Here is a 23,763-nt window from a genome sequence, read left to right on the forward strand (position 1 = left end):
AAGTGTCCAAACCCTGACAAGCTGTTGTCAGGGTTTCTTTGTTACTATGAGTTTATCAGTCACAGGACTGAACAATAAAGGAGTGAAATAAATGAACACAACAGAAGCATTTAAAAAAATCATGATGGAACAAACTGAAATTGCACTGGCGACTAGTGTGAAAGAAAGACCAAATGTTCGGATCGTTAATTTCTTTTATGACCAAGAAAAAGGGTGCTTGTTTTTCTCAACGTTTAAAGGAAATCAGAAAGTAACTGAATTTGCTGCTAATAACACTGTTGCTTTCACAACGATCCCAAAAGAGAATACCAATCATGTTCGAGTTCAGCAGGCTCAAGTGAAAAGAAGCTCTCTTTCTGTTTATGATACAGTAGATCGATGGGTCGAAAAAATTCCCAGCTATGCAGAAAATATCGAACAAGCAGGTGATATGCTGGAGTTATATGAAATTCATTTCTCAGAAGCGATCGTGATTTTAGGAATGGATAGTAAAGAAACGATTCACATCTAAGAAAAGAGGAAAGAAGATGAAGTATTGGATCGGTGTTGCATCAGAAGATCATGTAGGAATCGGTGTATCAGGCGGATTTGCTCAGCTTTGTCATGGAAAAGGAGCACCGTTGAATAGAATGAATGAAGGAGACTGGCTAATTTATTATGCGCCTAAGAAAAGCTTGAAAACACAAGTGCCTTCTCAACGATTTATTGCAATCGGACAAATTTTAGCGGGTGCTGCCTATCCTTTTGAAATGGCGCCTGACTTCATTCCTTTTAGAAAAAATGTAGCGTATATAAAACAAATCACCCCTCTGCCATTAAAAGTGGTAAAGGATTTTCCTTTATGGCAGGAATACCGCGTACGATTGAGGTTTGGACATTTTGAAATCCCGGAAGAATTATTTACGTTTATTTCATCTCAAATGATCGAAGAATAATGAATTAAAAGAGCCGAAACAAAACGGATATTTAGTTTTGTTTGGCTTCTTTTTTTGAGTAAATCGATTTGCTAAAGCAAGCGTTGTTTTGTGAGCTATAATAAAGTAATAAGTAAGCAGATAGGGGGATGAAAATGAAAGACTATCTTTATGCGATCAGTGATATTCATGGAGAATACGAATTATTTAAAGGACTGATTGATTATTTCGATCCAAAAGTACATCAATTAGTTTTGATCGGAGATCTTAATGATCGTGGTCCAAAGACTAAGGAGAGCTTTTTGCTTGGAAAAGAATTAGTTGAAAAGTATCAGGCTATCTATCTTAGAGGAAATCATGAAGAATATTTTCTTCAGTTTTTGAATCAGCCAGAGGACTGGTTTACTAGCTATGTGCGTAATGGCGGGAAAGAAACGATGGAAAGTCTGCTTCATAAAGGAGCGACAGATGAATACTCACCAACAGAGATCGCAATGATGATCCGCAGCCGCTACAAAGAGCTGATCGAGTTTTTAAAAGAACGTCCTCTATATTTCGAATGGAAAAACTATCTATTTGTTCATGCTGGTGTTGATTTAGCCAAAAAGGATTGGCGTGAAACAAGCCCACATGATTTCATCTGGATCCGAGACGCTTTTCATCAGGGAAAAAATAATACAGGAAAGACAATTGTTTTTGGACACACAATCACGCCGATGCTGCACGGAGATATGGAAACGACAGATTTGTGGATATCAGATCATAAAATCGGCATCGATGGAGGCGCTGTTTTTGGCGGTTCAGTTCATGGGGTTATTTTTAACGAGAGAGGCATTGTTCAAGATATCGAGCTTCAAAATAGGCAAGGACCTTGGCAACCAACTTTTTAAGCGAAAGATGATTAAAAATAATGATCATTTTTCCCATACCGTTTTTCTTACAAAAATAAACATTATAATATATACAGATTAAAAGCATTATGTTATGATGTTTGAAAGCGATATCATTTTTGAAAGGAGACGTTTATGGGGAAAAAAGAAAAAGGAATACGTACAGTTTGGGGAATTGGGTTACTATTGTTTGTAAGTATTTTTTGTCAATCGATCATAGGACATGCTGAAGATCAAGGGTTGCGGAATGTCATGTATTATGGGGATTGGTCGATCGAGGAAAGTCAGGGAATCTTTTATCCAAAAGACATTCCAGCTGAAAAGCTGACTCATTTGAATTTTGCTTTTTTAGATTTTGATGAAAAAGGAAATTTAGAATGGACGGATGAGTTCGCAGCATTAAAGACGCCGGCAGGGGAAGCAACCGTTGTAGAAGGAAGCGCCAGTGCAGGATTACTGAATGCATTGCAGGAGCTTCGATTACGCAATAGTAACTTGAAGATCGGTGTGTCTGTAGGAGGCTGGACCAAGTCAGGAGATTTTGCTAAAAATGCGCAGAATGAGAGCTATCGAAAGCGTTTAGTTGATAATCTGATCAAATTTGTTCAATATAATGAGATGGATTTTCTTGATATCGACTGGGAATACCCAGGCAGTGTACGAGAACCAGATTTAGTTGATAGTGCGGAGGATGAGGGAACACCTCACGCTTCAGAGGCAGATAAAGAGAACTATGTATTGCTTTTGACAGAGCTAAAAGCAGGATTGAATGAATTGAGCAAGAAAACAGGAAAAACCTATGAATTATCTGTTGCATTAGCAGCTGGACCGTATACGATCAATCAAGGAACAGATATTGCTGGCGTGTTCAATGTTGTGGATTTTGCCAATGTGATGACCTATGATATCCACGGAGCTTGGGAAAACGCTACAAATCATCATTCTGGTTTATATACAAGTCCTGATGCCCCTCAAGGAAATGGAAAACCATGGTCTTTTAGTATCAATGATAGTGTAAATTACTATCTAAATAATGGAGCTATTGCTGAAAAACTAGTTATTGGTGCAGCCTTTTACAGTCGCGGTTGGGGAAATGTTGAAAATGATGGTCCAGATCCAGTCAACCAACCAGGACTTTTTGGAACAACTGATTTCGCCACGGTTGATGGAGATGGCAATAAGAGCCGAGGAGCAGAAAATGAATTACCGATCGTTAGCGGTGATGGTGGTAGAAATGGCGGTATCTGGTCATTTCGGAATTTTGATCTGTTAAAGGAAAAATATCCAGATCTAAAAGAATATTGGGATGATCGATCGAAAGCACCGTATTTATACGGGAAAACATCTAAAGTGTTTTTCACTTTTGATAATGAACGTTCTCTGAAGGAAAAAGCGGCCTATGTAAAAGAAAAAAATCTAGGCGGAATGATCACTTGGATGCAGTCTCAAGATGCAGTTACAGCGGGGACGACCAGAGATCAGCTGACTTCTGCAATTTTTGACGGCTTATATGGACAGGCAGCTCTGCCGATGAATGAAATAAAAACACAAGAACTTGCGGTATCAGCAGCGTTGGATGTTCGGACAGTCGAGCATGAGGGCTATATATTAAAAATAAGAAATAATGAAGTCCTGAGTGAAACTGATTTGATTTTAGCTGCAACTGAAAAAAATCATAAAACAATAAAAAATGGTTATTTAGTTTTTAGCACTACTCGTGAGGAAACATTAAAAATCGGTGATTATATTTTGGAGCCAGTAAATGAAGAAACAAGAAATCAGCAAAAAGCATTTAGCTATCAAATCGACTTGAATGCTCTAGGATTTAGTGAAATAGCTCCTGGTAAGGAAATAGAGTTGGTGATGACAACGGATGCACCGTTTGCAGATGTCAGGAATGTTTCTGAAATCACTTTGGCTCAACGGATCGTGGGGACACCTTACGGAACACAACGTATTTATGAACCGCAAGACAAGGGAGAGAAAACAGGCATTGTTCTTGTTCACTTTGTCGATGAAATAGGGAAAGAATTAAAAGAACCTGTGGAGTTAAAGGATGTAGTTGGAACAACGTTCAATTACTCTGCTCCAGAAATCGCAGGATATCAAGCATTGCAAAATACCTATGAGGGTCTTTTCCTCAACCTTCAGCAAGATATAGTGATCGTTTATCAACCACAAGGCGTGATCGAACCACAGGAAGTAGGAAGGGTGCTTGTACATTATCAAGATACCTCAGGAAACAAATTAGCGGATTCAACGCAGCTGACAGGCGCATTAGGCAAAGCCTACGAAACATCTTCTTTAACTATTGAAGGATATAAACTTATAGAGACACCTAAGAATGCGAAAGGGATCTATACAAAAAACGCAGAAGAAGTTATTTATACTTATGAGAAACTAGTAGTGAAGCCTTCTGGTAAAAATCTGCCTTCTACAGGGAGTCGCTTGGATCATACTAGTTTCTGGTTTGGTTTTTCGATACTGGGTCTATTTCTTGGAGCTATGATCATCAAAGGCAAGCGTTCGAAACGAATAGAGAACTGAATATGGCACAGTATAAATGAAATAAAATAAGAAACAATCGTTTAAAGTCGAATAAAATCTGATTTCTATCACAATTAATAGAATTTTTGAGTGCAGGACAAAGCAGAATATCTGATTTGTCTTGCACTCGATTTTTAGTTAAGAAATCTTTAGAAAAATGAACTAAGAAGTGTAAGATTCCCGCCATTTTCTAGGTTTCCACCGTAAAATATGCTAGAATAAAAGAGTATGTTAATGAAAAGAGGTATGGAATTTATGGCGGAAGCGTATAACCAAGAGGTAGTGAACCTGCTTCAAAAAGAACTGACAGATTACCGTTCAAAACAAATTACAACAGTGCTGACTTTATTAAGTGAAGGAAACACTGTTCCTTTTATTGCTCGTTATCGAAAAGAGATGACTGGCAGTTTAGATGAAGTACAGATCCGTGAAATCGAAGAACGTTACACTTACTTAGGCAATTTAGAAAAGCGTAAAGAAGAAGTCCTACGCTTAATTGAAGAACAAGGAAAATTAACAGAAGAATTAGCGAAAGCCATTCAAAAAGCTGCAAAAATGCAGCAAGTCGAAGATCTTTATCGACCGTATAAACAAAAACGCCGTACAAAAGCGACGATCGCAAAGGAAAAAGGCTTAGAGCCATTAGCAGATTGGTTGATGAGCTTTCCAAAAACAGCAGATGTCACTGTAGAAGCACAAAAATATGTCGATGATGAAAAAGAAGTAGATTCACCAGAGGCAGCATTACTAGGTGCACATGAAATCATCGCAGAACGAGTAAGTGATGAACCTAAATTCCGCAGCTGGATTCGTGATTTTACTTTTAATCAGGGGCAATATATCAGTGTCGTCAAAGATCAGGAAAAAGATGAAAAAGCCGTCTATGAAATGTATTATGATTTTTCTGAGCCTGTAAAAAGGATGGTCTCACACCGTGTTTTAGCAACGAATCGCGGTGAAAAAGAAGATATCTTGAAAGTCTCATTGTTCGTTGATGAAGAAAAAATTCAAAACTACCTAGAACGTCAGTTGATATCGGATAACCAATCACCAACTGCTCCTTATGTAGAAGCTGCCTTTTTAGACAGCTATAAACGGTTTATAGGTCCAGCGATCGAGCGGGAAATTCGCAATGAATTGACAGAAAAAGCAGATGAGCAGGCGATTTCGATCTTTGGTGAAAATCTGCGTAATCTTCTATTGCAGCCGCCATTGAAAGGCAAAGTTGTGTTAGGCTTTGACCCAGCTTATCGTACGGGATGTAAAATGGCTGTAGTAGACGCTACAGGAAAAGTTTTAGCCATTCAAGTCATTTATCCTCATAAGCCAGCTTCAGGTGAAAAACGAGCAGCAGCTGGTTCGATTTTCAACAAGTTGATCGAAGAACATCAAGTAGAAATGGTAGCGATCGGTAATGGAACAGCCAGCCGTGAATCAGAATTGTTTGTTGCAGAACAATTGAAACAAATCAAACGCGACGTTTTTTATGTGATCGTCAATGAAGCAGGTGCCTCAGTATATTCTGCAAGTGAAGTGGCACGAACTGAATTTCCTGATTTACAGGTCGAAGAAAGAAGTGCAGTAAGTATTGCCAGACGTTTACAGGATCCATTGGCAGAGCTAGTGAAAATCGATCCAAAAGCAGTCGGAGTGGGTCAATATCAACATGATGTGTCTCAAAAACGCTTAGCAGAACAGTTGGATTTCGTTGTAGAGACTGCAGTCAACCAAGTTGGAGTTAATGTAAATACAGCTAGTCCGCAATTATTACAGCATATTTCCGGCTTAAATAAAACGACTGCCCAAAATATCGTAACTTACCGTGATGAAAATGGCGCATTTACTGCTCGTAACCAAGTCAAAAAAGTGCCGCGTTTAGGACCAAAAGCGTATGAACAAGCAATCGGCTTCTTGCGTATTCCAAATGGAAAAAATATTTTAGATAATACAGGTATCCATCCAGAAAGCTATGATGCTGCAAAAGCAATTTTAGAAAAAGCAGGAATCAAACTGACAGAGCTTGGTACCTCAGAGGCCGCCCAAGGACTTAAGCATTTATCATTGGAACAAGTAGAAGCAGAATTGGCTGTCGGAAGTGAGACGCTAAAAGATATCGTTGCAGCATTGATTCAGCCAGGGCGAGACATGCGTGACGAAATGCCGGCGCCACTATTAAGAAAAGATGTTTTGTCTATGGAAGATCTAAAATCAGGTATGGAACTGCAAGGTACTGTTCGTAATGTGATCGATTTTGGCGCGTTTGTAGATATCGGTGTGAAACAGGATGGTTTAGTGCACATTTCTAAACTTAGTACTAAATTTGTGAAACACCCGACAGATGTCGTTGCAGTAGGTGATGTGGTTACTGTTTGGGTAGAAGCTGTCGATACGAAGAAAGGGCGCATCAGCTTAACGATGCTGCCGCAAACTGAAAGGAAAGAGTGATCTTGAACAGTTCTTCAAAAGAATATCGTTCAGATAATGATGAAATGAATGATCAGCGACTGCAAGAGTTAGTCGAAAGAATTTCTTTAGCTGATTTTGGTAAACCGTTCTGTCATCAGGCATATTTTAATCGACGACTGAAGACAACTGGCGGACGCTATCATTTACAGTCACATAACATCGATTTTAATCCGAAAGTTTTTGAACGTTACGGAGAACCAGAATTAGTGAATGTGATCAAGCATGAATTGTGTCATTACCATCTTCATATAGAAGGTAAAGGGTATCAGCATAAAGATGCAGAATTTAAAGCACTATTGAAACAGACCGGAGGCAGCCGCTATGTTCGGCCGCTGGTAGAGCAAAAACCACAGTCGTACCATCAATATCAATGTGAAAAATGTCAAACTTTGATATTACGTAAACGTAGAATCAATACACAGCGATTTGTCTGCGGAAAGTGTCGTGGAAAACTAATTGAACTATGATTATGATCTTAGTTTCCTCCCAAGGGTTTCAACGCTTAGTGCTCTAGCACATAGAATTTTGCTAGCTTCACTGGTGAAACGTTATACGCTAGCTGATGTAATCAAAGCATAGCTTGATGGTTGCTTTTGTTTTTACCATTTATTCGTTTTTAAAGGACTGGGTCGTAACTCGTAAAGTTATGTCCCAGTTCCTGTCTTATATAAAAAGGAGAGAGACGATGATACAGTATTGGAATACAGTCATTGAGTATCTATCTGCTAAAGAAAAAATCGAAGGCACCTATGACCTGACAATTTTAGCTGGAAATAGTTTGCCGTATCTGGCAGATGAGTTGATTCACTTGTACGAGAGTAAGCGTACCTCTAAAGTCATGGTGGTCGGCGGAGTCGGACATGCCACGCCCTTTTTAGCAAAAAACTTCGAAGATCAAGGAGTCAAAGTAGGAGCTACGAGTGAAGCGGAGATGTACATCACCTATTTTAAAGAAAGATATGGTTTGTCCGAAACACTATTTTTGACAGAGACCCGCTCAAAAAATTCAGGTGAAAATGCCCGCTTTTCATTAGCAAAAATTAGAGAGCATGATTTAGCACCTCAACGTGTGCTGCTATTGGAAGACCCTATTCTGCAAAGAAGGCTTAGAGCTACTTTTGAGAAAGAATGGCGAGGATCAGGCAGTCAATTTACAAATGCAGTACCACTTATTCCATATATTAAAACAATCGATACATCCTTGACCTTTGAAGCCAAGCAACTGAACGGTCTTTGGACAAAAGACTATTTTCTCTCACTAGTTTTAGGTGAAATCCCTCGTTTGAGAGATGATCGTAATGGTTATGGTCCAAAGGGAGCAGGCTATATCGAATCGCTAGAAATTCCGACAGAAGTCCTGTCTGCCTATGAAAAATTGAGTGATCATTATCATTATGAGTACGTACGCTAAAAAAGGAGTGAGAACATGCGCAGAAAAGAGTTCGAGGTAGTCAACAAAGAAATCATTGATGAAATTTTAGACGAAGCTCATGTCGCGAGATGAGCATTTTTTGATCAAGAGTTTCCTTATATCGTCCCTGTAAATTTTGGCTACGAATGGATCGAAGAACGATTGTTTATATATGTTCATGGCGCACGACAAGGGAAAAAACTCTCACTACTAAAAGCAAACCCCAAGATCGGTTTTGAGATGGATTGTCGTCATAAGCTGATTACAGCTGATGACGCAGCAAAGTATACCTATCATTATAGAAGTATCATTGGGCAAGGAATAGCCACTATTTTAATTGATTTAGAGCGTAAACGACATGCTTTATTAAAATTGATGGAGCATGAAACGAAACGAATGGATTTTGATCTATCGGATAAACAAGTTCTAGGAACTGGGCTGATTCAAATCGAGGTCACAAGTTTTACAGCAAAAGAACGCAAGTAGTAGGTCCAACTTACTCTGGGATTGACTTTGATAATTGAGTATTTTATACTAAAAGAGTTCGGCAGATGCGGTTTGCCGAATCTTGTTAGGCGGTCATGGCGGAATGGCAGACGCGCCAGCTTGAGGGGCTGGTGGGAGTACTCCCGTGGAAGTTCGAGTCTTCTTGGCCGCATCATTCAGTGGTAAACCTTGATGTGATAAGGTTTATCACTCTTTTTTTATTTCTTCCTAAAAGTTCTGATGTGATATTTTTTAGAGAACTATTGTAATCGATTACGTTAATTACTCTAATTTTTCAAAAAAATCTATTTGTGTTAATTTTTTGTTGGATCCCTCTTGGAGATAGACATAGTATTTAATAAAAACATTGAAGTTCTAAAACTATCTGGAATTGTTTTTAAAGTTGCACTATAGTTGGTATTCACATTAGTAAAATTTAGTATTTAAAAGGATATGTAATTGAAGAAATAGAATCAACAACAGAAGCTATGAAGAAATTAGATTTGAATGGAAAAAATTATAGTATACATAGTTGGTCAATTGTGATTTTTAAATTTGCTGATGCAAAATGTGTATATGATAATCCTAATGCTGTACTTGCATTGCAACAGGAAATTAATAACGTAGTTTAATATAATAATACTAAATAGGAGAAGATAGTATGTTGTAAAGTATACTATCCCTTTTTTTATCCATAAATCAGTAATAATATTTAAAATTGAATAACGAAAATGTAATATATAACTATCTATTGCATCCTACTTTTGGTAAAATAAATCTTGATTAAGGTGTAAATAAATTTCATCCTGTTTAGGAGGAGAAAGTATTTTGAAAAAATTGTATTTATTTATAGGAGGACTAATGATAATGAGTGGATTAACTGGATGTGAAAAAAAAAATAAAGCAGAAATTGAACAAAGTTTTGATAAGGTATTAGCAATGTATCCAACACCAAATCTGGAAAGTTTCTACGATATGGAAGGCTACCGAGATGATGAGTTTGATAAGAATGACAAGGGGGTTTGGGTGTTAAATTCTGACTTTTCAATGAGTAAAACAGAAGAAGGAGATTTATTCACAGAAGGTATGTTACTAAGGATTAATAGAAATACAAGAAAAGCGAAAGGGTTTTATTATACTAGAAAAATTTCTAACGATTTAAGTAAGCCTATTGAGAAAGAAAAGTATCCAGTTATATACGATGGTAGTGGTTTTCATTTATTAGGAGATGTACAAGAGGAAGAAATTAAAAAGAAGGTTGAAAAATTCAAGTTCTTTGTCCAGTATGGAAACTTTGATAAATTAGATAAATATAAAAATATAAAAAAAATGTATAATCCGGAAGTTCCAATGTATGAATTAGAATATCAATTGACAAATGAAGATTCCAATGTCCAAGCATTGAGAAGCAATTATGATATTGTAACAGATGAATCACCTACTTTGTTGTTGAAAGGAACTGGGGACTTAGAAGGTAACTCGGTTGGTTATAAACAGTTAGAATTTAGATTTGATAAAAAATTAAGTATATTTTTCACAGATTCTATTGATTTTCAACCTCTTTCTGAGGAGGATTTAACAAGTGAGTAAATATGAAGTCAAAGATAAAGGGATAAAAAAAGATACTGAAGCAACCAGTGCGGTATCAACAATTTCTTATGAAGTAGAAAATGCATTACTTAATAACATACCTTTAAAAGAGGTTCAGGGGCAAATTGATACATTACAAGAAAAAGGGAAATTTCCTTCTAATCTCCAACTAGTAGATGCATTCTACGACTCTAAAACAAGTTCAAGTGGTGTAGCATTTATAGATAACAATACAGGAAAAGTAGTGGTTGGTTTTGCAGGTACTAACTTTGATAATGGTTTTTTTGGAGAAGGTTCTAAAGATGTTGGGCAATGGGGGAATATAGCCTTTAAAGGAGACGGCCCTTCGTCAGCATATTTTGATGCTAGTAACAAGTTTATGAACGATTTAAAAGCAAATGGCTACGATATTGATACAGTTACGGGGCACTCTTTAGGCGGAAGAAATGGAACTGTTATGGGTATGGCGCATAATGTACCGAACATCATTCTTTACAATTCTGCACCTTTGATGAATGTTTTAACGAGTGTTCCGACAAAAGGAAATTTGTCGAATGCAAAAGAACTTGAGAAACTGTTAAGTGGTTATAAAGGGAATATTATTTATTTTGTATCAGAAGATGATCCATTAAATAAAGTTTCTGGAATAGGTGGGAGTGTCTATCCAGGAAAAATTATTGTTATAAAAAACGGAAAAGCACATGAAATCACTGGTTTTTTAACAAAAAAAGAACAAGAATTTATTCGTCAACATACACCTGATTTAAATAAAATTTATATAGCTCAACAAAAAGTTCAAACAGATACTCGGAGTAAATTAAAAGCAGTGGATGTGTTACGGGCAAAGCTTTTAAAAAGCGGAGGAGGTCTGTCTGCTTCAGAAGAAATTTATTTGGATGCGTCCGAAGCACTGATATTAACACAAGGAATGAGTAAAACTCTTCAAATTGAAATAGATGATATCAAAAAAATGTATCGGGAAGCAAAGAAAGATTCCGATAAATTATGGACTGATACGTTGAAAACAGCCGACTCCATAGGCTCTACATTACATCAAGGCGAAGTATTAGATTCTTTAAGTGGTGGTGGTGCAACAGAGCCAATTGTTCGAATAGAACCAAAAGAAGAATATGAACAAAAAATATCAGAATTATCTTCAATACAACAAGAATACTATGAATTAATTGGTCAAATACAATCATCTATAAATAAACAAGTAGAAACAGACCAAGAGTTAGCGAGACAAATAGGAGGATAAACTCTCATGGAGAGAACATATATAAACATATTATCAGAGCTAGAATCAGAGTATGAAAAGAACCAAAGAAAGATTGAAGAAGAGATAGAAGAAGCTTTTTATGAAAAGCAAAAATTTAGTCGTGAGTTAGAAAATCTTGCAGAAAATTATCGCTATCATTATCAGCAAGCAGAATATAGCGAACCAGTAAATATGAGCAGAATCTATCATTTATTAGAACAATGTAAAGATGATGGGGATAGGGTTGTTAATCAGGCAATGAAAGAACTAGAAAATAAACAAGAAGAAAATACGATTCATTATAAGAAACAAACCCGATTAATAGAAGATGAACTTACTCTTTTTAAAGAAAATGAGCGGAAAAAAGAAAATGAGCAGTGAAAAAATGAAATTAGAGTTAAAAAGATTAAGAAAAGAACTGGAAAAAGCTCTGATACGAGGCATGGTTGCTCCCCCATGTGTTCAAACAGCAGAAACGAAAAAGCAACTTGTTAAAAGCATGGGACAAGCTCAAGTAGAACGATTAAAAAGTAGTAGTGCAAACTATATTTCAAACTTTCAAACCTCTGCAAAAGGGGCATGGGTAACAAAAGCAAAAACAACGTTTGAAAATACTTCTAAAAAACTAACAACTATTACAGAAGATGGAAAATGATGAACTTCGAGGTTCATCATTTTTTGTATGTTTTGTAAAGGGAGATGACGGAAAAAAGAAATGTTAAAGATATAAGATACTTTAATTTAGGGATGTTGATATATAGCGATTTATCAATGTAGAAACTCGAACTAAATTTTGTGGAAGTTCGAGTCTTCTTGGCCGCATAAATTTTGAGAGCAGAGATGCTCTCTTTTTATTTTTATTCATTATCCGAACACAAAATTTTTTGTTTGTTTTTTTTGTCATAAGGTCGTTTATGATATAATTAACTATCAATATGAAAGTGAGGGATATGGATGAAAAAGTTCATTAGTGTTGGTTTATTTGGTATGGTTATGTTGATTAGTGGCTTAGTGATTGGAAAGACTGTGGTCGGTAGCTCTTGGGGTGGAACGAAAATCGGTGCTCATTCTGAACATATCACATTGGATCATGTTGGGGATTCATATCAGCTTCCTGGGGAAAACTGGAGACTTTTAGATGATGTACCTAGCTTTTCAATCAATCAAGATGGTGTTATTACAGCAAGTGGAGAAGGTTCGGCAAGGATCGTCTATGAAGTTGAAGGAAAGACAGTTTATTCAAGTGTTAAAGTAGATGAGTTTCCAGATTGGGGCGAGTATAAGCAAATTGAAAGTAACGTTTCCATTTTAGGCCAGTTTGACCATCCTTATGATGTTGAGCAAATGAAATTTACTGCTATAAGTGATGAGTACTTACTGAACTTGATACTACTTTCTAATGCAGGTGGGAATGGAAGCTTTAGACTTTCTAGTGATGAGGAAGAGTTGCTGAGTATTGACTTTAGCGAGATGGAAAAAGCCGGAGATTCAGTTTACTTTGAAAGAGAACTTCATTTAGAAGAAGGGAAAACTTATTATATCTCATTAAATAATGATTTGTATTTTGATTTGTTAACTTCTTATTCCATTGATTTAACACCAATCAACTAGAATAGAACGAACAATGTATCGATAAAAAAGCGTATGGGCATTTTACATACGCTTTTTTCTGATATCTTATATAATGGAATGAAATAAGATTGAGAATTGAAGGTGAGCCAAATGAACATTAAAAGAGCATGGTGGAAAGAGGCAGTTGGTTACCAGATTTATCCAAGAAGTTTTATGGATACAACAAATGATGGTGTTGGTGATTTGAATGGCATTCGCTCAAAACTCGACTATTTGAAAGACCTCGGCATCGGTTTTATTTGGATCACCCCTATTTATGAATCGCCTAATGTAGATAATGGCTATGATATCAGTGATTATCAAAAAATCCTTTCAACATTTGGTACGATGGAGGAGTTTGAACTGTTATTAAAAGAGGCCCATGAGTTAGGGATCAAAGTCGTCATGGATCTAGTGATCAATCACACATCTAATCAGCATGCGTGGTTTTTAGAGTCACGTAGCTCGATCAAAGATGACTATAGAGATTATTATATCTGGGCGGATGGAACGATCGATGGTCCGCCGAATAACTGGGTTTCGATCTTTGGTGGTTCTGCATGGGAATATGATGAAACGACAAATCAATACTATCTTCATGTATTTGCCAAAGAACAACCGGATTTAAACTGGGAAAATCCGCGAGTGAAAAGAGAACTATTCACGATGATCGACTGGTGGCTGGATAAAGGGATCGATGGGTTCAGAGTGGATGCCATTTCTCATATAAAGAAAGCACCGCTTGAAACCATATCTGGAGATGACCCTCACGCACCCTATAAAAATGTTCAAGGAATTGAAACGCATTTAGAAGAATTACGTGATGTGTTTAAAAAGCGGGATATCCTGACCGTAGGAGAAGCGAATGGTGTTAGTGCGGATGAAGCTCACCAATGGGTCGGAGCAGAAACTGGCTACTTCAATATGCTCTTTGAATTTGACCATATTTCATTGTGGAATCGAAATGAGCAGGAAAAGTTGGATGTCATCCATTTTAAAAAAACATTGACTGCTTGGCAAGAAGCTTTAGGTGATGGACGTGGCTGGAATGCTCTTTATATGGAAAACCATGATATTCCGCGTTCTGTCTCAAATTTTGGAAGTGAAGAGACTGTATTCTGGAAGGCTTCTGCTAAAGCCTTAGCTTTGACGTTTTTACTGCTTCAAGGAACCCCTTTTATATATCAGGGACAAGAGATCGGTATGACGAATATGCCATTTCGTTCAATCGACGACATCAATGCGGTAGATACAAAAAATTTCTATTATGACATGCTCCAAACCGGATTGGATGAAGAAACTGCAATGGCTGTGATCCGCAGAACTTCACGTGATAATGCGAGAACTCCCATGCAATGGACAGCTGAAGAATTTGCAGGTTTTTCAAGACGAGAGCCGTGGCTTAAAATCAATCCAAACAAACAGGAGATCAATGTACTAGATGAAACCAACGATCCAGAGTCGATCTTGAATTTTTACAAACAAGTCATTCAACTTAGAAACCAGAACGATGCCCTGATTTATGGCAGCTATAAACTTTATCTGCCGGAACATCCTCAATTATTTGTTTATGGGCGCCGTTTGGAACAAGAGCGCTATGTTGTGATTATCAATCTATCAAAAGAATTCGCATCGGCAGATTTACCAGAAAATGTTCGTATTGAAGAGTGGACACTCTTGCTTTCAAATTTGGATGATCATGAGATTCATCAACACACTCTATTTGCCCCATACGAAGCAAGAGTGTATAAGTATAAAAGAGACTAACAAGGTAAGAAAATTTCCTTTGGTCTATAAAGCTGAGTTTAAAAGATGGAGGAAGTAGGGCTTATTTTTTCAATCGAATGAGAATAGAAGCAATCAAAAAAAGGAAATTTTTTTAGAAATTTTCCAAATTTTGATTGCTTTTTTTTTCTGAGTGGCGTAACTTTAAACATATAAATTTTTTGAAAATGAGGGAGACAGTATGAGAAATTTCGAGAAATCCAATAAACTAGACGGTGTCAGCTATGATGTACGAGGTCCAGTTTTAGAAGAAGCAGATAGAATGCAGGAAGAAGGCATCCGCATTTTAAAACTGAATACTGGGAACCCTGCGCCATTTGGTTTTGATGCACCGAATGAAGTTGTGCGTGACATGATAACAAATGTCAGAAATTCAGAAGGATATTCTGATTCAAAAGGAATTTTCTCAGCTAGAAAAGCGATTGAGCAATACTGTCAGGTCAAAGGCTTTCCTAATGTGACGATCAACGACATCTATACGGGAAATGGTGTGAGTGAGCTGATCACGATGTGTATGCAGGGCTTGCTGAATAATGGAGATGAAGTCTTAGTCCCAATGCCGGATTATCCGCTGTGGACGGCATCTGTATCTTTAGCTGGAGGCAACCCAGTCCATTATATTTGTGACGAACAAGCAGAGTGGAATCCTGATATTGATGATATTAAAGCGAAAGTTACTTCAAATACAAAAGCGATCGTGTTGATCAATCCTAATAACCCAACAGGTGCGTTATATCCAAAAGAAATCTTAGAACAGATCGTTGAAATCGCCAGACAGAATGATTTGATCATCTTTTCAGATGAAATTTATGATCGTTTGGTCATGGACGGATTGACACATATTCCGATCGCAACACTTGCCCCTGATCTTTTTGTCGTTACCTTGAATGGTCTATCTAAATCACATCGGGTCGCTGGTTTCCGTTGCGGCTGGATGGTCTTGAGTGGAAATAAAAAACATGTGAAGGGATATATTGAAGGCTTGAATATGTTGGCATCGATGCGTTTGTGTTCCAATGTATTGTCGCAGCAAATCATCCAGACAGCTTTAGGTGGTTATCAAAGTGTGGATGAATTATTATTGCCTGGCGGTCGGGTGTATGAGCAACGAGAGTACATTTATAATGCGATCAACGACATACCTGGGCTTTCAGCAGTGAAGCCAAAAGCGGCCTTTTATATCTTCCCTAAAATAGATATTGCCCGCTTCGATATTTATGATGACGAAAAATTTGTACTGGATTTTCTTCATGAACATCATATCTTATTGGTCCACGGCGGCGGATTCAACTGGACACAGCCGGATCATTTTAGAATCGTCTATTTACCAAAAATGGAAGATCTGAAGTTGACAGCAGAAAAGATGCGGACATTTTTAAGTAGTTATAAACAAAAATAAGGTAATTCTTTCAACAAAAAAAGCGGTTCAAAACTTTGTTTCGTTTTGAACCGCTTTTTAATTAAGACTATCGCAACCAGAATAAAATCAGTCTGTACTACGGCAATCTTTCTTACTAATTACCATTCGATTTGTATATTTTTCTTCCATGTCTGGACTTGGATCTGAAACAACAACAAGATATGCATTTTCATATTCTTTTTCGACATAGCCCATATAACTATTTTTTTCCCAGCTAAAGCTAATTCGTTTCTCCTGCTCCATGAGTAAACACTCCTTATTTACAAAGTAAAATTTTTAAATCGTCTTGGTCTAGCGTTAGGTAATGTTCTTGCAGTATATTATGCAATAAAGTACAATAAATACATAATGCGAATTCGCATATTTTTCTTTTTTTTATCAAACGATGCATTTTTAATTGTTTATGATAATTAAAATAGGCATAGGAGTGAAGAAATGGACTCTTTTGGAGCAGTTATTAAAGAAATTCGTAAGAATCGAAAATTAACACAAAAGATGTTGTCAGAAGATATTTGCTCACAGAGCGTATTAAGCAGAATCGAAAATAACGAAGAATTGCCTAATGTTGTTGTTATGCAGCAACTCTGTCAGCGCTTGGGTGTGACGATCGATCAAATTATGCAGTTTAAATCAGATGATGTTCGGCTGCTAACTCAAATGTTTGAAAAAATCGCTGATTATTTTCGTCATAAAGAATACAGTAAAATCATGGATTACATGGAGGCGACCAAAATCGAAGATCGTCTTCATTTAGATACAGATTGGCAGCGCTATTATTATTATTTAGGTAGTTGTAAATTTTATCTCCACAATAATTATGAGCAGGCGATCTTCGATCTAAAAAAAGGGCTATCGTATACGTACCAGTCTAATAAGGACAATTTATCAGATTTTGAAATTCAGGTGATCAGCTGTATCGGCAGTACTTATGGCAGTATTGGTAAAATAAATGAAGCTGAAAAATATTTAAAGCTTAGTATTCACTATTTTCATAAATTGCCAAATGAACGGGTAAATGCTGAACTGACAAAAATATTCTATAATTACGCAAAATTCTTAAAGGATCAGGGACGGTTGGATGATGCTCAAATATATATCGATCAAGGAATCGTCTGGTCTCGCTATAGAAATAGCTATTACTATTTAAGTGAGCTGTTTCAATTGAAGAGTCAATTGATGCTGGCTAAAGGAATCATTGATAAAGCGAAAGAATACGAGGCACTATCTGAACAAATCCGACACATTGAAACAATTAAAATCTAACGAAGACAGCGTAAGTTTTTTTATAAAAGGTCTACACCATTCTTGACTTATACTGATTTTAAGAGTACGTTTAAAGTAGAAAAAAATGAGAAAGAAGGATGAAGATGAGAACGTTTATCTTTGCTGAAAAGTTCTTTTTGAAAAGCGATGTAAAAGGACCTGGCTATTTAGAAATTACCGATGGTATTTTTGGAGATTATTATAAGGAAGTCCCGGAATCAGATGCAAAAGTGATCAAAGAAGAAGGCAAATGGATCGCTCCCGGATTGGTCGATACACATATCCACGGGTATATGAATCATGATGTCATGGACAATGATGCAGAAGGCTTGAAAGTAATGTCAGAAGGTTTATTGTCTTGCGGCGTAACATCATTTTTACCAACAACACTGACATCAAGTAAGGAACGTTTGAAAGATGTAGCCCAAACGATCGGAGAAGTGTATCAAGATGTTCCTGGTGCGAAAGTACAAGGAATCTATTTTGAAGGACCTTTCTTTACAGAAGAACATAAAGGAGCGCAAAATCCTAGCTATTTTGGTGATCCTGATTTAGATACCTTCAATGAATGGCAAGAAGCTTCCGGCGGATTGATCAAGAAGATCGCTCTTGCTCCTGAGCGTAAGGGAGTAAAAGAATTCGTCAAAGCTGTGACAGATGAAGGCGTTGTTGTTGCTTTAGGTCATAGTGATGCGACGCTGGAACAAGCAACAGAGGCTGTTGAAGCTGGAGCTAGTGTTTTTGTCCATGCGTATAATGGGATGAGAGGTTTAAATCATCGTGAACCAGGTATGGTTGGTGCGTTGATGTCTTTAAATCATGTATTTTCTGAATTGATTTGTGATGGGCATCATGTACATCCAAATGCAGCAGACATCTTGATGGAAAAAGCAGGGCACGATCACGTTGCTTTGATTACAGACTGTATGATGGCTGGGGGTATGCCTGACGGTAATTATAACTTAGGTGAATTTCCAGTTGTAGTTAAAGATGGAACTGCCCGTTTAGAAACTGGTAATTTAGCTGGAAGTATCTTGAAGCTGAAAGAAGCAATCAAGAATGTTGTCGATTGGGAAATTGCTACACCAGAACAAGCAATCATGATGGCAACATTAGTGCCAGCAGTCAGCTGTAAGATCGATGATCAATGCGGAATGATTGCAAAAGGACGAGATGCAGACTTTATCGTGTTAGAACCAACGATGGAGCTAGCAGCGACCTATTTAGATGGAGTCGAAAGATACCGCAAGTAACACTTTGTGAAAAAAGAGAGTGATGCAAAACTGATTTTTAGTTTTGGCATCACTCTTTTTTTGTGTTATACAAGGAGTTTTGTTATCTAATTAGATAACTTTTGTTTTTTATCACAAACAAATTTCTATTGATATTTTCACAAAGTTTCATCAAATTTGGTCCTTCAGCATCCCCTATTTTTATAATTAACCTAGTTTTTTTGCTGTTAAAATAAAAAAGTGAGGAGGTGACGATAAACTTGAAAAAGGTGATCAACTGTACTTCAATTTTGCTATTAATGTTTTTGATTTCATTAATAGTGAGAACTTCACCGATCGTAGGGAAAGAAAATTATCAAATCACCATTTCCGAAGGACTATCTTCTGATGAAAAGGAAGGAAGACTAACAATTGTAGTACCAGAGGAAGAAAAAATTTTAATAGTTTTTGATAATCTTGAATGCCCAAAAAAGGAAGAAATAGAAGGTGATTATGGAGAAGAAGCAGGACAACAGACTCTACAAATTCAAGAAACAGAAGAGTCAAATCAACTAATCCTTTCTACCAAAAAAGGTGATGCAGCTCTTTCTATAAGCTGGAAAATCCGACAAATAGATCCAAACCAGCAAAGCCAAATCCGATTGATCGATCAAGATAATCAACTTCTTGTTGCAAAAAAAATTGCGTCAATGCCAATCTATGTAGATGACATGGAATTTCCTATGATTGAAACAGTGTTTGAATCTGAGCTAATTGCTGATCAAAAACAGGAAGTGTTGACGAAATCAAACATATCATCGGTTGATAAAACAGCAGGTTCAAGCTTAACTGAAAAGCAGCAAGCAGCAAATGATGCAGCAAATGCTAAAGTGGGATTCGACCCTTTACAACAGATCAAAATAGTGCGTGATTTTAATGAATTCAAATCAGCGTATAACGATGGAACAGTGACAAAAATCATACTGGCAGCGGATATTTCTGGGAACAGCTCTCTAACAGCCCGAAAAACCTCAATTGAGATCGACGGTAATGGCTATACCCTTTATCTAGGTAATTATTCACTTGCTTTGGACGCTTCTGGACCTACTCAAGCATACGCGATTTTTCATTTACACGACGTAGTTATTGATCAAAATATAGAAAGTGCATCCTCCTATTCCTTCATTGGCGGCAGTGGTGCCTACGATTCAACTCGTACTAGAAACTGGTATTTTCGGATAGGAAATCTTTCTAATGTGAAAGGCAAAATCGGCATCAATGGTGTAGCCAGAGTAGTAAGAGCTTATTATGCTGAGGTAACGGTATATGGGGAGATCGATCTTTCAACAAGCGCTGAAAATTTTTATGTCGGCAGCATGATTTATGAAGAAGATACGATCTACAAAGGTGAGATCAGACATTATAACTACTCGATCATCTGGCATGTTATGGAAATACCTTCTGGCAAAGGCTATACAGGTGAATCTATGGAGCATACCATTAAAAAAAATGCTACTGTTTACTATAAAAATAAAACAGCAGATCATGCAAATTATCCAGCAGTCTACTCCAATTTCAAAAACTTTACCGTTGAAGAAGGGGCTAGCTTTTCAGCGGACATGAACGGCAATGCTTTTGCGTTATATTATCCAGGCTCGTCCCTTTTGATCAAAAAAGATGCGGTGGTAAGTTTGGTCACGCAGAAAAATCATGCGGTACTTTCTTATTGTAATAATGATACCGCAGTAAATGTTGAACCAGGCGGGAGTCTCTTTATCAAAGGAAATACGAAAAATAGTTCAACATCTGGAAGTGATGGAAATACGACTGTATATGGACTGATCGATTTTAGAGGACGGGATTATGGACAAGATCTGTATCGGAAATATAAGGATATTGACAAAAAAGATAGCAAACGCAGCTTAACCTTAAATCGACCAAAGGCATATGATTTTAACAATACTTTGGATAGTGTGTCGGGAATTCAGGCTCGAGTGATGGAAATTCCAAACAATGTCGGTTGTACATTTGAATTGGTTCAGTCAGATGTTAAGTTGTGGAAAACAACCTCATACTCAGAACAAGCTCCTGATAATAGCTATTCTGATGTGGCAACACTTAGTGTCAATGGGAGAGGTGATAATGAGATTGTTTCTTCTGATACAGGGTTAGCGAAAACCTTTAGGCCGAATAATGTTAGACGGATCACTGGAATGAGCGTAGAGCCGCAAATTGAATGGCTTGCTAACACGGACGCTGACGATAGCTATGGTTTATATGTAAAATTTGGGGCACAATTTGAAAGCATCAACGAAATAACAGGAAAAGCTGCTTTTTCATCGTTCTATGCAGAACAAGAAACTGCTGAGGCCATTTTTATCGATTCATATGGTGAAATGGTGGGGCCTGTAAAATCAGACAAAGATGGAATGATTGGTGTTACGAATTCTGACAATCGTTTGAATCAAACGGATCAACCCATCAGTGTAGTTGTCACACAAGGACCTTGGCTGATAAAAAGCGAGACAAAGGTGATCGATATAACCCCGCCACCACCAGCTAAATTAGAAAATGAAGAAATAACGAACGCGACCAAGCAACTAAAAGGACGAGGAAATGAACCAAATACAAAATATTTTATTGAGGTCCATGATGAAGCAGATCAAATTGTCGAAAAACTTAATGGTGTCGTAGCAGCCGACGGGACATTCATTGCCGATTTACCGCGCTATTTAGAAACAACAGAGAGCGTTGTTATTTATTTGGAAGATAATGCAGGATTGGCTCCGCCAGAAGTATACAATCCGCCCAAAACGAATAGTGTGAACGGAAATAAGAATCCTACCAAAGGGTTTTACTATCGAGACACCTATTTTGAAAGTGCTGCAAGATTCCAAGTGAAAGATGTTTTGCCAGACCGACCTTACCTTGAAAAAACAGCTGAAGCAGTCAAGCCAAATCAACTAATTCAAGTTGGAGATCAAATCAAATACGAGATTTTAATTAAAAATGACAAACCAAATGAGTATCAAACAAATTGGAAAAATATTCTATTGACCGATCAGCTTGCACCTGAGTTAGACTTTGATCCTGATCAAGCAGAGCTAATGCTGAATCAAATTTTATTGGCAAAAGAAAGCTATCACTACGATCCTAAAACAAGAGTTTTAGCTGTTGATGTAGGGGATTTAGCGAGTCAAGCGTCTGCAAAAGTTTCGTTTAAAGCTCGCGTGAATCATTCTGCAGTAGGAAAAATAATAGAAAATCAAGGGCAAGCAACAGGTGATTCACCAAGAGAGAAGCAGTTTGTTTCAGGACCAGAGAATCCGAATGCGGAACATGAAAAAATCATAGGAGAATCACCGATCGTTCGTTTTCCAGAACAGCCGATCCAAGGTTATTTGGAAATTATTTCTTTTCCTGAAACGATTGATTTCGGTACCCATCAGGTAGATGACAAAGAAACACTAGTGACGGAACCAGTTTATTCAAAAGATTTGATCGTTCAAGACAAACGGGACAAAAAAGAAGAGTGGTATATCACCGTATCTTTGACGGAAAAGCTAATGCCGTACGAGGAAAAAAAGAACTATTATCTAGAAAATGCTATTCGTTTTAAAAATGAAGGAAGAGAAGTTCCGATTACTAGTGAACCAGAAATTATCGTTCAGCATAAAAATACGGATTCTTCTGAGTACAATGTGACACAGTCTGAATGGTCTGATGCTGATAGAGGCTTTGTCTATCGATTACCTGCTGGAAAAGTAAAGAAAGCGGGAAATTATCGTGCCGATTTGACATGGACGATAACAGATGCCTATCAGGGGGGAAATAAATGAAAATGAAAAAATGGATTTGGCTTTCGATTTTCTTACTATACTCATCCAATTGTCTTTGGCTGGGATCATTCTCTTTGGCCGCAGAAGATGGTGGTGCGCTCAAGACAGAAGGTGTTGTTAGTTTTAAGGAGAATCAAGAACGACAGGAGATACCCGATTCTTCGAAGAATGGCTCAAAACGTTTGCCAAAAGCTGGAGAGAAGGGAGATACACAATTGCTGCTTGTAGGATCGATTTTATTGTTGGCAGTGATCTTAACAAAGATACGTCGGTTTTATTCTGTTAAGGAAAAATGGTTTCTTTTTTGTCTCGTGCCATTAGTCGGCATCACTATATTTCCAAAAGAAGTGAATACTGTCAGGAGAGAAAGGGGTCAAATTTATTTTGATAAGCCTGCTGGAAATCACATTTTTGATCCAGAATTCCCTTCAGATAGTGTTGAACCAGGAGCAGTTGTACAGGCAGGTCAGTATTTAAGACTAGAGTTTGTTCCTCAGTTGAATTTCGGCATCAATGAGCTTTCGACTAAAGATCAAATCTATTATGCAAATGCTCAGCTATTTTATGGGACAACAGGTGCCAGAGGAAACTTTATTCAAATTTCTGATATTAGGGAGAAAAGCTTGGGGTGGAGGCTGCTTGTTAAACAAGAGACGCAATTTGCAAGTTTAAATGAGCAAAAATTAGAGCTCGACGGAGCGAAACTATCACTAAAACAGGCTTGGATCAATAGTAGCTATGAAACCACATATCCTGAATTGACGTCACAAGCAATCGAGCTGACACCAGGAGAGATCCAGCAACTCGCTAGTGCTGAAGCAGGAGAAGGTGCAGGAACTTGGCTGCTTTCATTTGGCGCTTCACAGGAAAATGAAAATAATCAAAAAAACTCACTTGTTCCAAAATATCATACAAATGGACACCCCTTGATCGATGCAGTTTATCAAAAGCCGGTGTATCAAAATAACGCAGTAACTCTAGCTGTTCCTGGTAAAACAGCCAAAAAAGCAGCCGTATATCAAACCCAAATAACTTGGATACTATCTGAGTTACCATAAAAGCAATAGGAGGA

19 protein-coding genes, 1 tRNA gene and 1 pseudogene are annotated in these 23,763 nt (G+C 37.4%); 20 read left to right on the forward strand and 1 reads right to left on the reverse strand.

The genetic code is table 11. The features are described 5' to 3' along the window. The first annotated feature begins 91 nt into the window (after positions 1 to 91). The 16 genes and pseudogenes from H3T55_RS10870 (at position 92) to H3T55_RS10945 (ending at position 16,357) form a co-directional block, all read left to right on the forward strand. Positions 92 to 511 carry a pyridoxamine 5'-phosphate oxidase family protein gene (locus H3T55_RS10870; protein ID WP_225534478.1) on the forward strand — a complete coding sequence of 140 codons (420 nt, stop codon included), beginning with the start codon at positions 92 to 94 and terminating at the stop codon, positions 509 to 511. 16 nt (positions 512 to 527) lie between these two features. Further along, positions 528 to 935, forward strand: a complete 408-nt coding sequence (locus H3T55_RS10875; RefSeq protein WP_225534479.1) for an EVE domain-containing protein — start codon at positions 528 to 530, stop codon at positions 933 to 935. Positions 936 to 1,069: 134 nt separating this feature from the next. After that, positions 1,070 to 1,804 carry a metallophosphoesterase gene (locus H3T55_RS10880; RefSeq protein WP_225534480.1) on the forward strand — a complete coding sequence of 245 codons (735 nt, stop codon included), beginning with the start codon at positions 1,070 to 1,072 and terminating at the stop codon, positions 1,802 to 1,804. Positions 1,805 to 1,939: 135 nt separating this feature from the next. Next, positions 1,940 to 4,351: a glycosyl hydrolase family 18 protein gene (locus tag H3T55_RS10885; protein ID WP_225534481.1), complete on the forward strand. Its 2,412-nt coding sequence runs from the start codon at positions 1,940 to 1,942 to the stop codon at positions 4,349 to 4,351. 255 nt (positions 4,352 to 4,606) lie between these two features. Further along, the gene (locus H3T55_RS10890) at positions 4,607 to 6,796 is read left to right on the forward strand and encodes a Tex family protein (RefSeq protein ID WP_225534514.1); all 2,190 of its coding nucleotides are present in this window, start codon (positions 4,607 to 4,609) and stop codon (positions 6,794 to 6,796) included. Between the two features lie 44 nt (positions 6,797 to 6,840). Continuing rightward, positions 6,841 to 7,284, forward strand: coding sequence for a SprT family protein (locus tag H3T55_RS10895; protein WP_225534515.1), 444 nt, complete (start codon positions 6,841 to 6,843; stop codon positions 7,282 to 7,284). A 218-nt stretch (positions 7,285 to 7,502) separates the two neighbouring features. Continuing rightward, on the forward strand, positions 7,503 to 8,228 hold the full coding sequence (locus H3T55_RS10900; RefSeq protein WP_087641490.1) for a YdcF family protein: 726 nt from the start codon (positions 7,503 to 7,505) through the stop codon (positions 8,226 to 8,228). 105 nt (positions 8,229 to 8,333) lie between these two features. Then, positions 8,334 to 8,714, forward strand: a pseudogene (locus H3T55_RS10905) (pyridoxamine 5'-phosphate oxidase family protein); the annotation flags it as partial. An 89-nt stretch (positions 8,715 to 8,803) separates the two neighbouring features. Continuing rightward, a tRNA-Leu gene (locus H3T55_RS10910) sits at positions 8,804 to 8,886 on the forward strand. Between the two features lie 665 nt (positions 8,887 to 9,551). Next, positions 9,552 to 10,304, forward strand: coding sequence for a tandem-type lipoprotein (locus H3T55_RS10915; protein ID WP_225534516.1), 753 nt, complete (start codon positions 9,552 to 9,554; stop codon positions 10,302 to 10,304). Beyond that, positions 10,297 to 11,562, forward strand: a complete 1,266-nt coding sequence (locus H3T55_RS10920) for a hypothetical protein (protein WP_225534482.1) — start codon at positions 10,297 to 10,299, stop codon at positions 11,560 to 11,562. The genes H3T55_RS10915 and H3T55_RS10920 overlap by 8 nt, the downstream gene beginning before the upstream one ends. A 6-nt stretch (positions 11,563 to 11,568) precedes the next feature. After that, complete coding sequence (locus tag H3T55_RS10925) at positions 11,569 to 11,943, forward strand: hypothetical protein (protein WP_225534483.1); 375 nt, start codon at positions 11,569 to 11,571, stop codon at positions 11,941 to 11,943. Positions 11,944 to 11,947: 4 nt separating this feature from the next. Next, a complete protein-coding gene (locus tag H3T55_RS10930; protein ID WP_225550162.1) occupies positions 11,948 to 12,217 on the forward strand; it encodes a hypothetical protein in 270 nt (89 codons plus the stop codon). A 299-nt stretch (positions 12,218 to 12,516) separates the two neighbouring features. Further along, the gene (locus H3T55_RS10935) at positions 12,517 to 13,173 is read left to right on the forward strand and encodes a hypothetical protein (protein ID WP_225534485.1); all 657 of its coding nucleotides are present in this window, start codon (positions 12,517 to 12,519) and stop codon (positions 13,171 to 13,173) included. Positions 13,174 to 13,284: 111 nt separating this feature from the next. Then, positions 13,285 to 14,940 (forward strand): glycoside hydrolase family 13 protein, encoded by a 1,656-nt coding sequence (locus tag H3T55_RS10940; RefSeq protein ID WP_225534486.1) that lies wholly within the window; start codon positions 13,285 to 13,287, stop codon positions 14,938 to 14,940. A 199-nt stretch (positions 14,941 to 15,139) separates the two neighbouring features. Continuing rightward, a complete protein-coding gene (locus tag H3T55_RS10945; protein ID WP_087641496.1) occupies positions 15,140 to 16,357 on the forward strand; it encodes a pyridoxal phosphate-dependent aminotransferase in 1,218 nt (405 codons plus the stop codon). A gap of 87 nt (positions 16,358 to 16,444) precedes the next feature. On the opposite strand, the gene H3T55_RS10950 is transcribed toward H3T55_RS10945, so the two are convergent. Then, a complete protein-coding gene (locus H3T55_RS10950) occupies positions 16,445 to 16,621 on the reverse strand; it encodes a hypothetical protein (protein WP_225534487.1) in 177 nt (58 codons plus the stop codon). A 192-nt stretch (positions 16,622 to 16,813) separates the two neighbouring features. Here H3T55_RS10950 and H3T55_RS10955 point away from each other — a divergent pair, with 192 nt between their 5' ends. From H3T55_RS10955 to H3T55_RS10970, 4 genes are all read left to right on the forward strand, one after another. Further along, positions 16,814 to 17,641: a helix-turn-helix domain-containing protein gene (locus H3T55_RS10955; protein ID WP_087641498.1), complete on the forward strand. Its 828-nt coding sequence runs from the start codon at positions 16,814 to 16,816 to the stop codon at positions 17,639 to 17,641. 104 nt (positions 17,642 to 17,745) lie between these two features. After that, positions 17,746 to 18,894: an N-acetylglucosamine-6-phosphate deacetylase gene (gene nagA, locus H3T55_RS10960; RefSeq protein WP_225534488.1), complete on the forward strand. Its 1,149-nt coding sequence runs from the start codon at positions 17,746 to 17,748 to the stop codon at positions 18,892 to 18,894. 299 nt (positions 18,895 to 19,193) lie between these two features. Further along, positions 19,194 to 22,691 (forward strand): pectate lyase-like adhesive domain-containing protein, encoded by a 3,498-nt coding sequence (locus H3T55_RS16720; RefSeq protein WP_225550164.1) that lies wholly within the window; start codon positions 19,194 to 19,196, stop codon positions 22,689 to 22,691. After that, a complete protein-coding gene (locus H3T55_RS10970) occupies positions 22,688 to 23,749 on the forward strand; it encodes a WxL domain-containing protein (RefSeq protein ID WP_225534489.1) in 1,062 nt (353 codons plus the stop codon). Before H3T55_RS16720 ends, H3T55_RS10970 begins: the two co-directional genes overlap by 4 nt. Positions 23,750 to 23,763 lie beyond the last annotated feature (14 nt).

This window comes from Enterococcus sp. S22(2020) (genome assembly GCF_020295385.1).
In the GTDB taxonomy this organism is placed as follows: domain Bacteria; phylum Bacillota; class Bacilli; order Lactobacillales; family Enterococcaceae; genus Enterococcus_L; species Enterococcus_L dunnyi.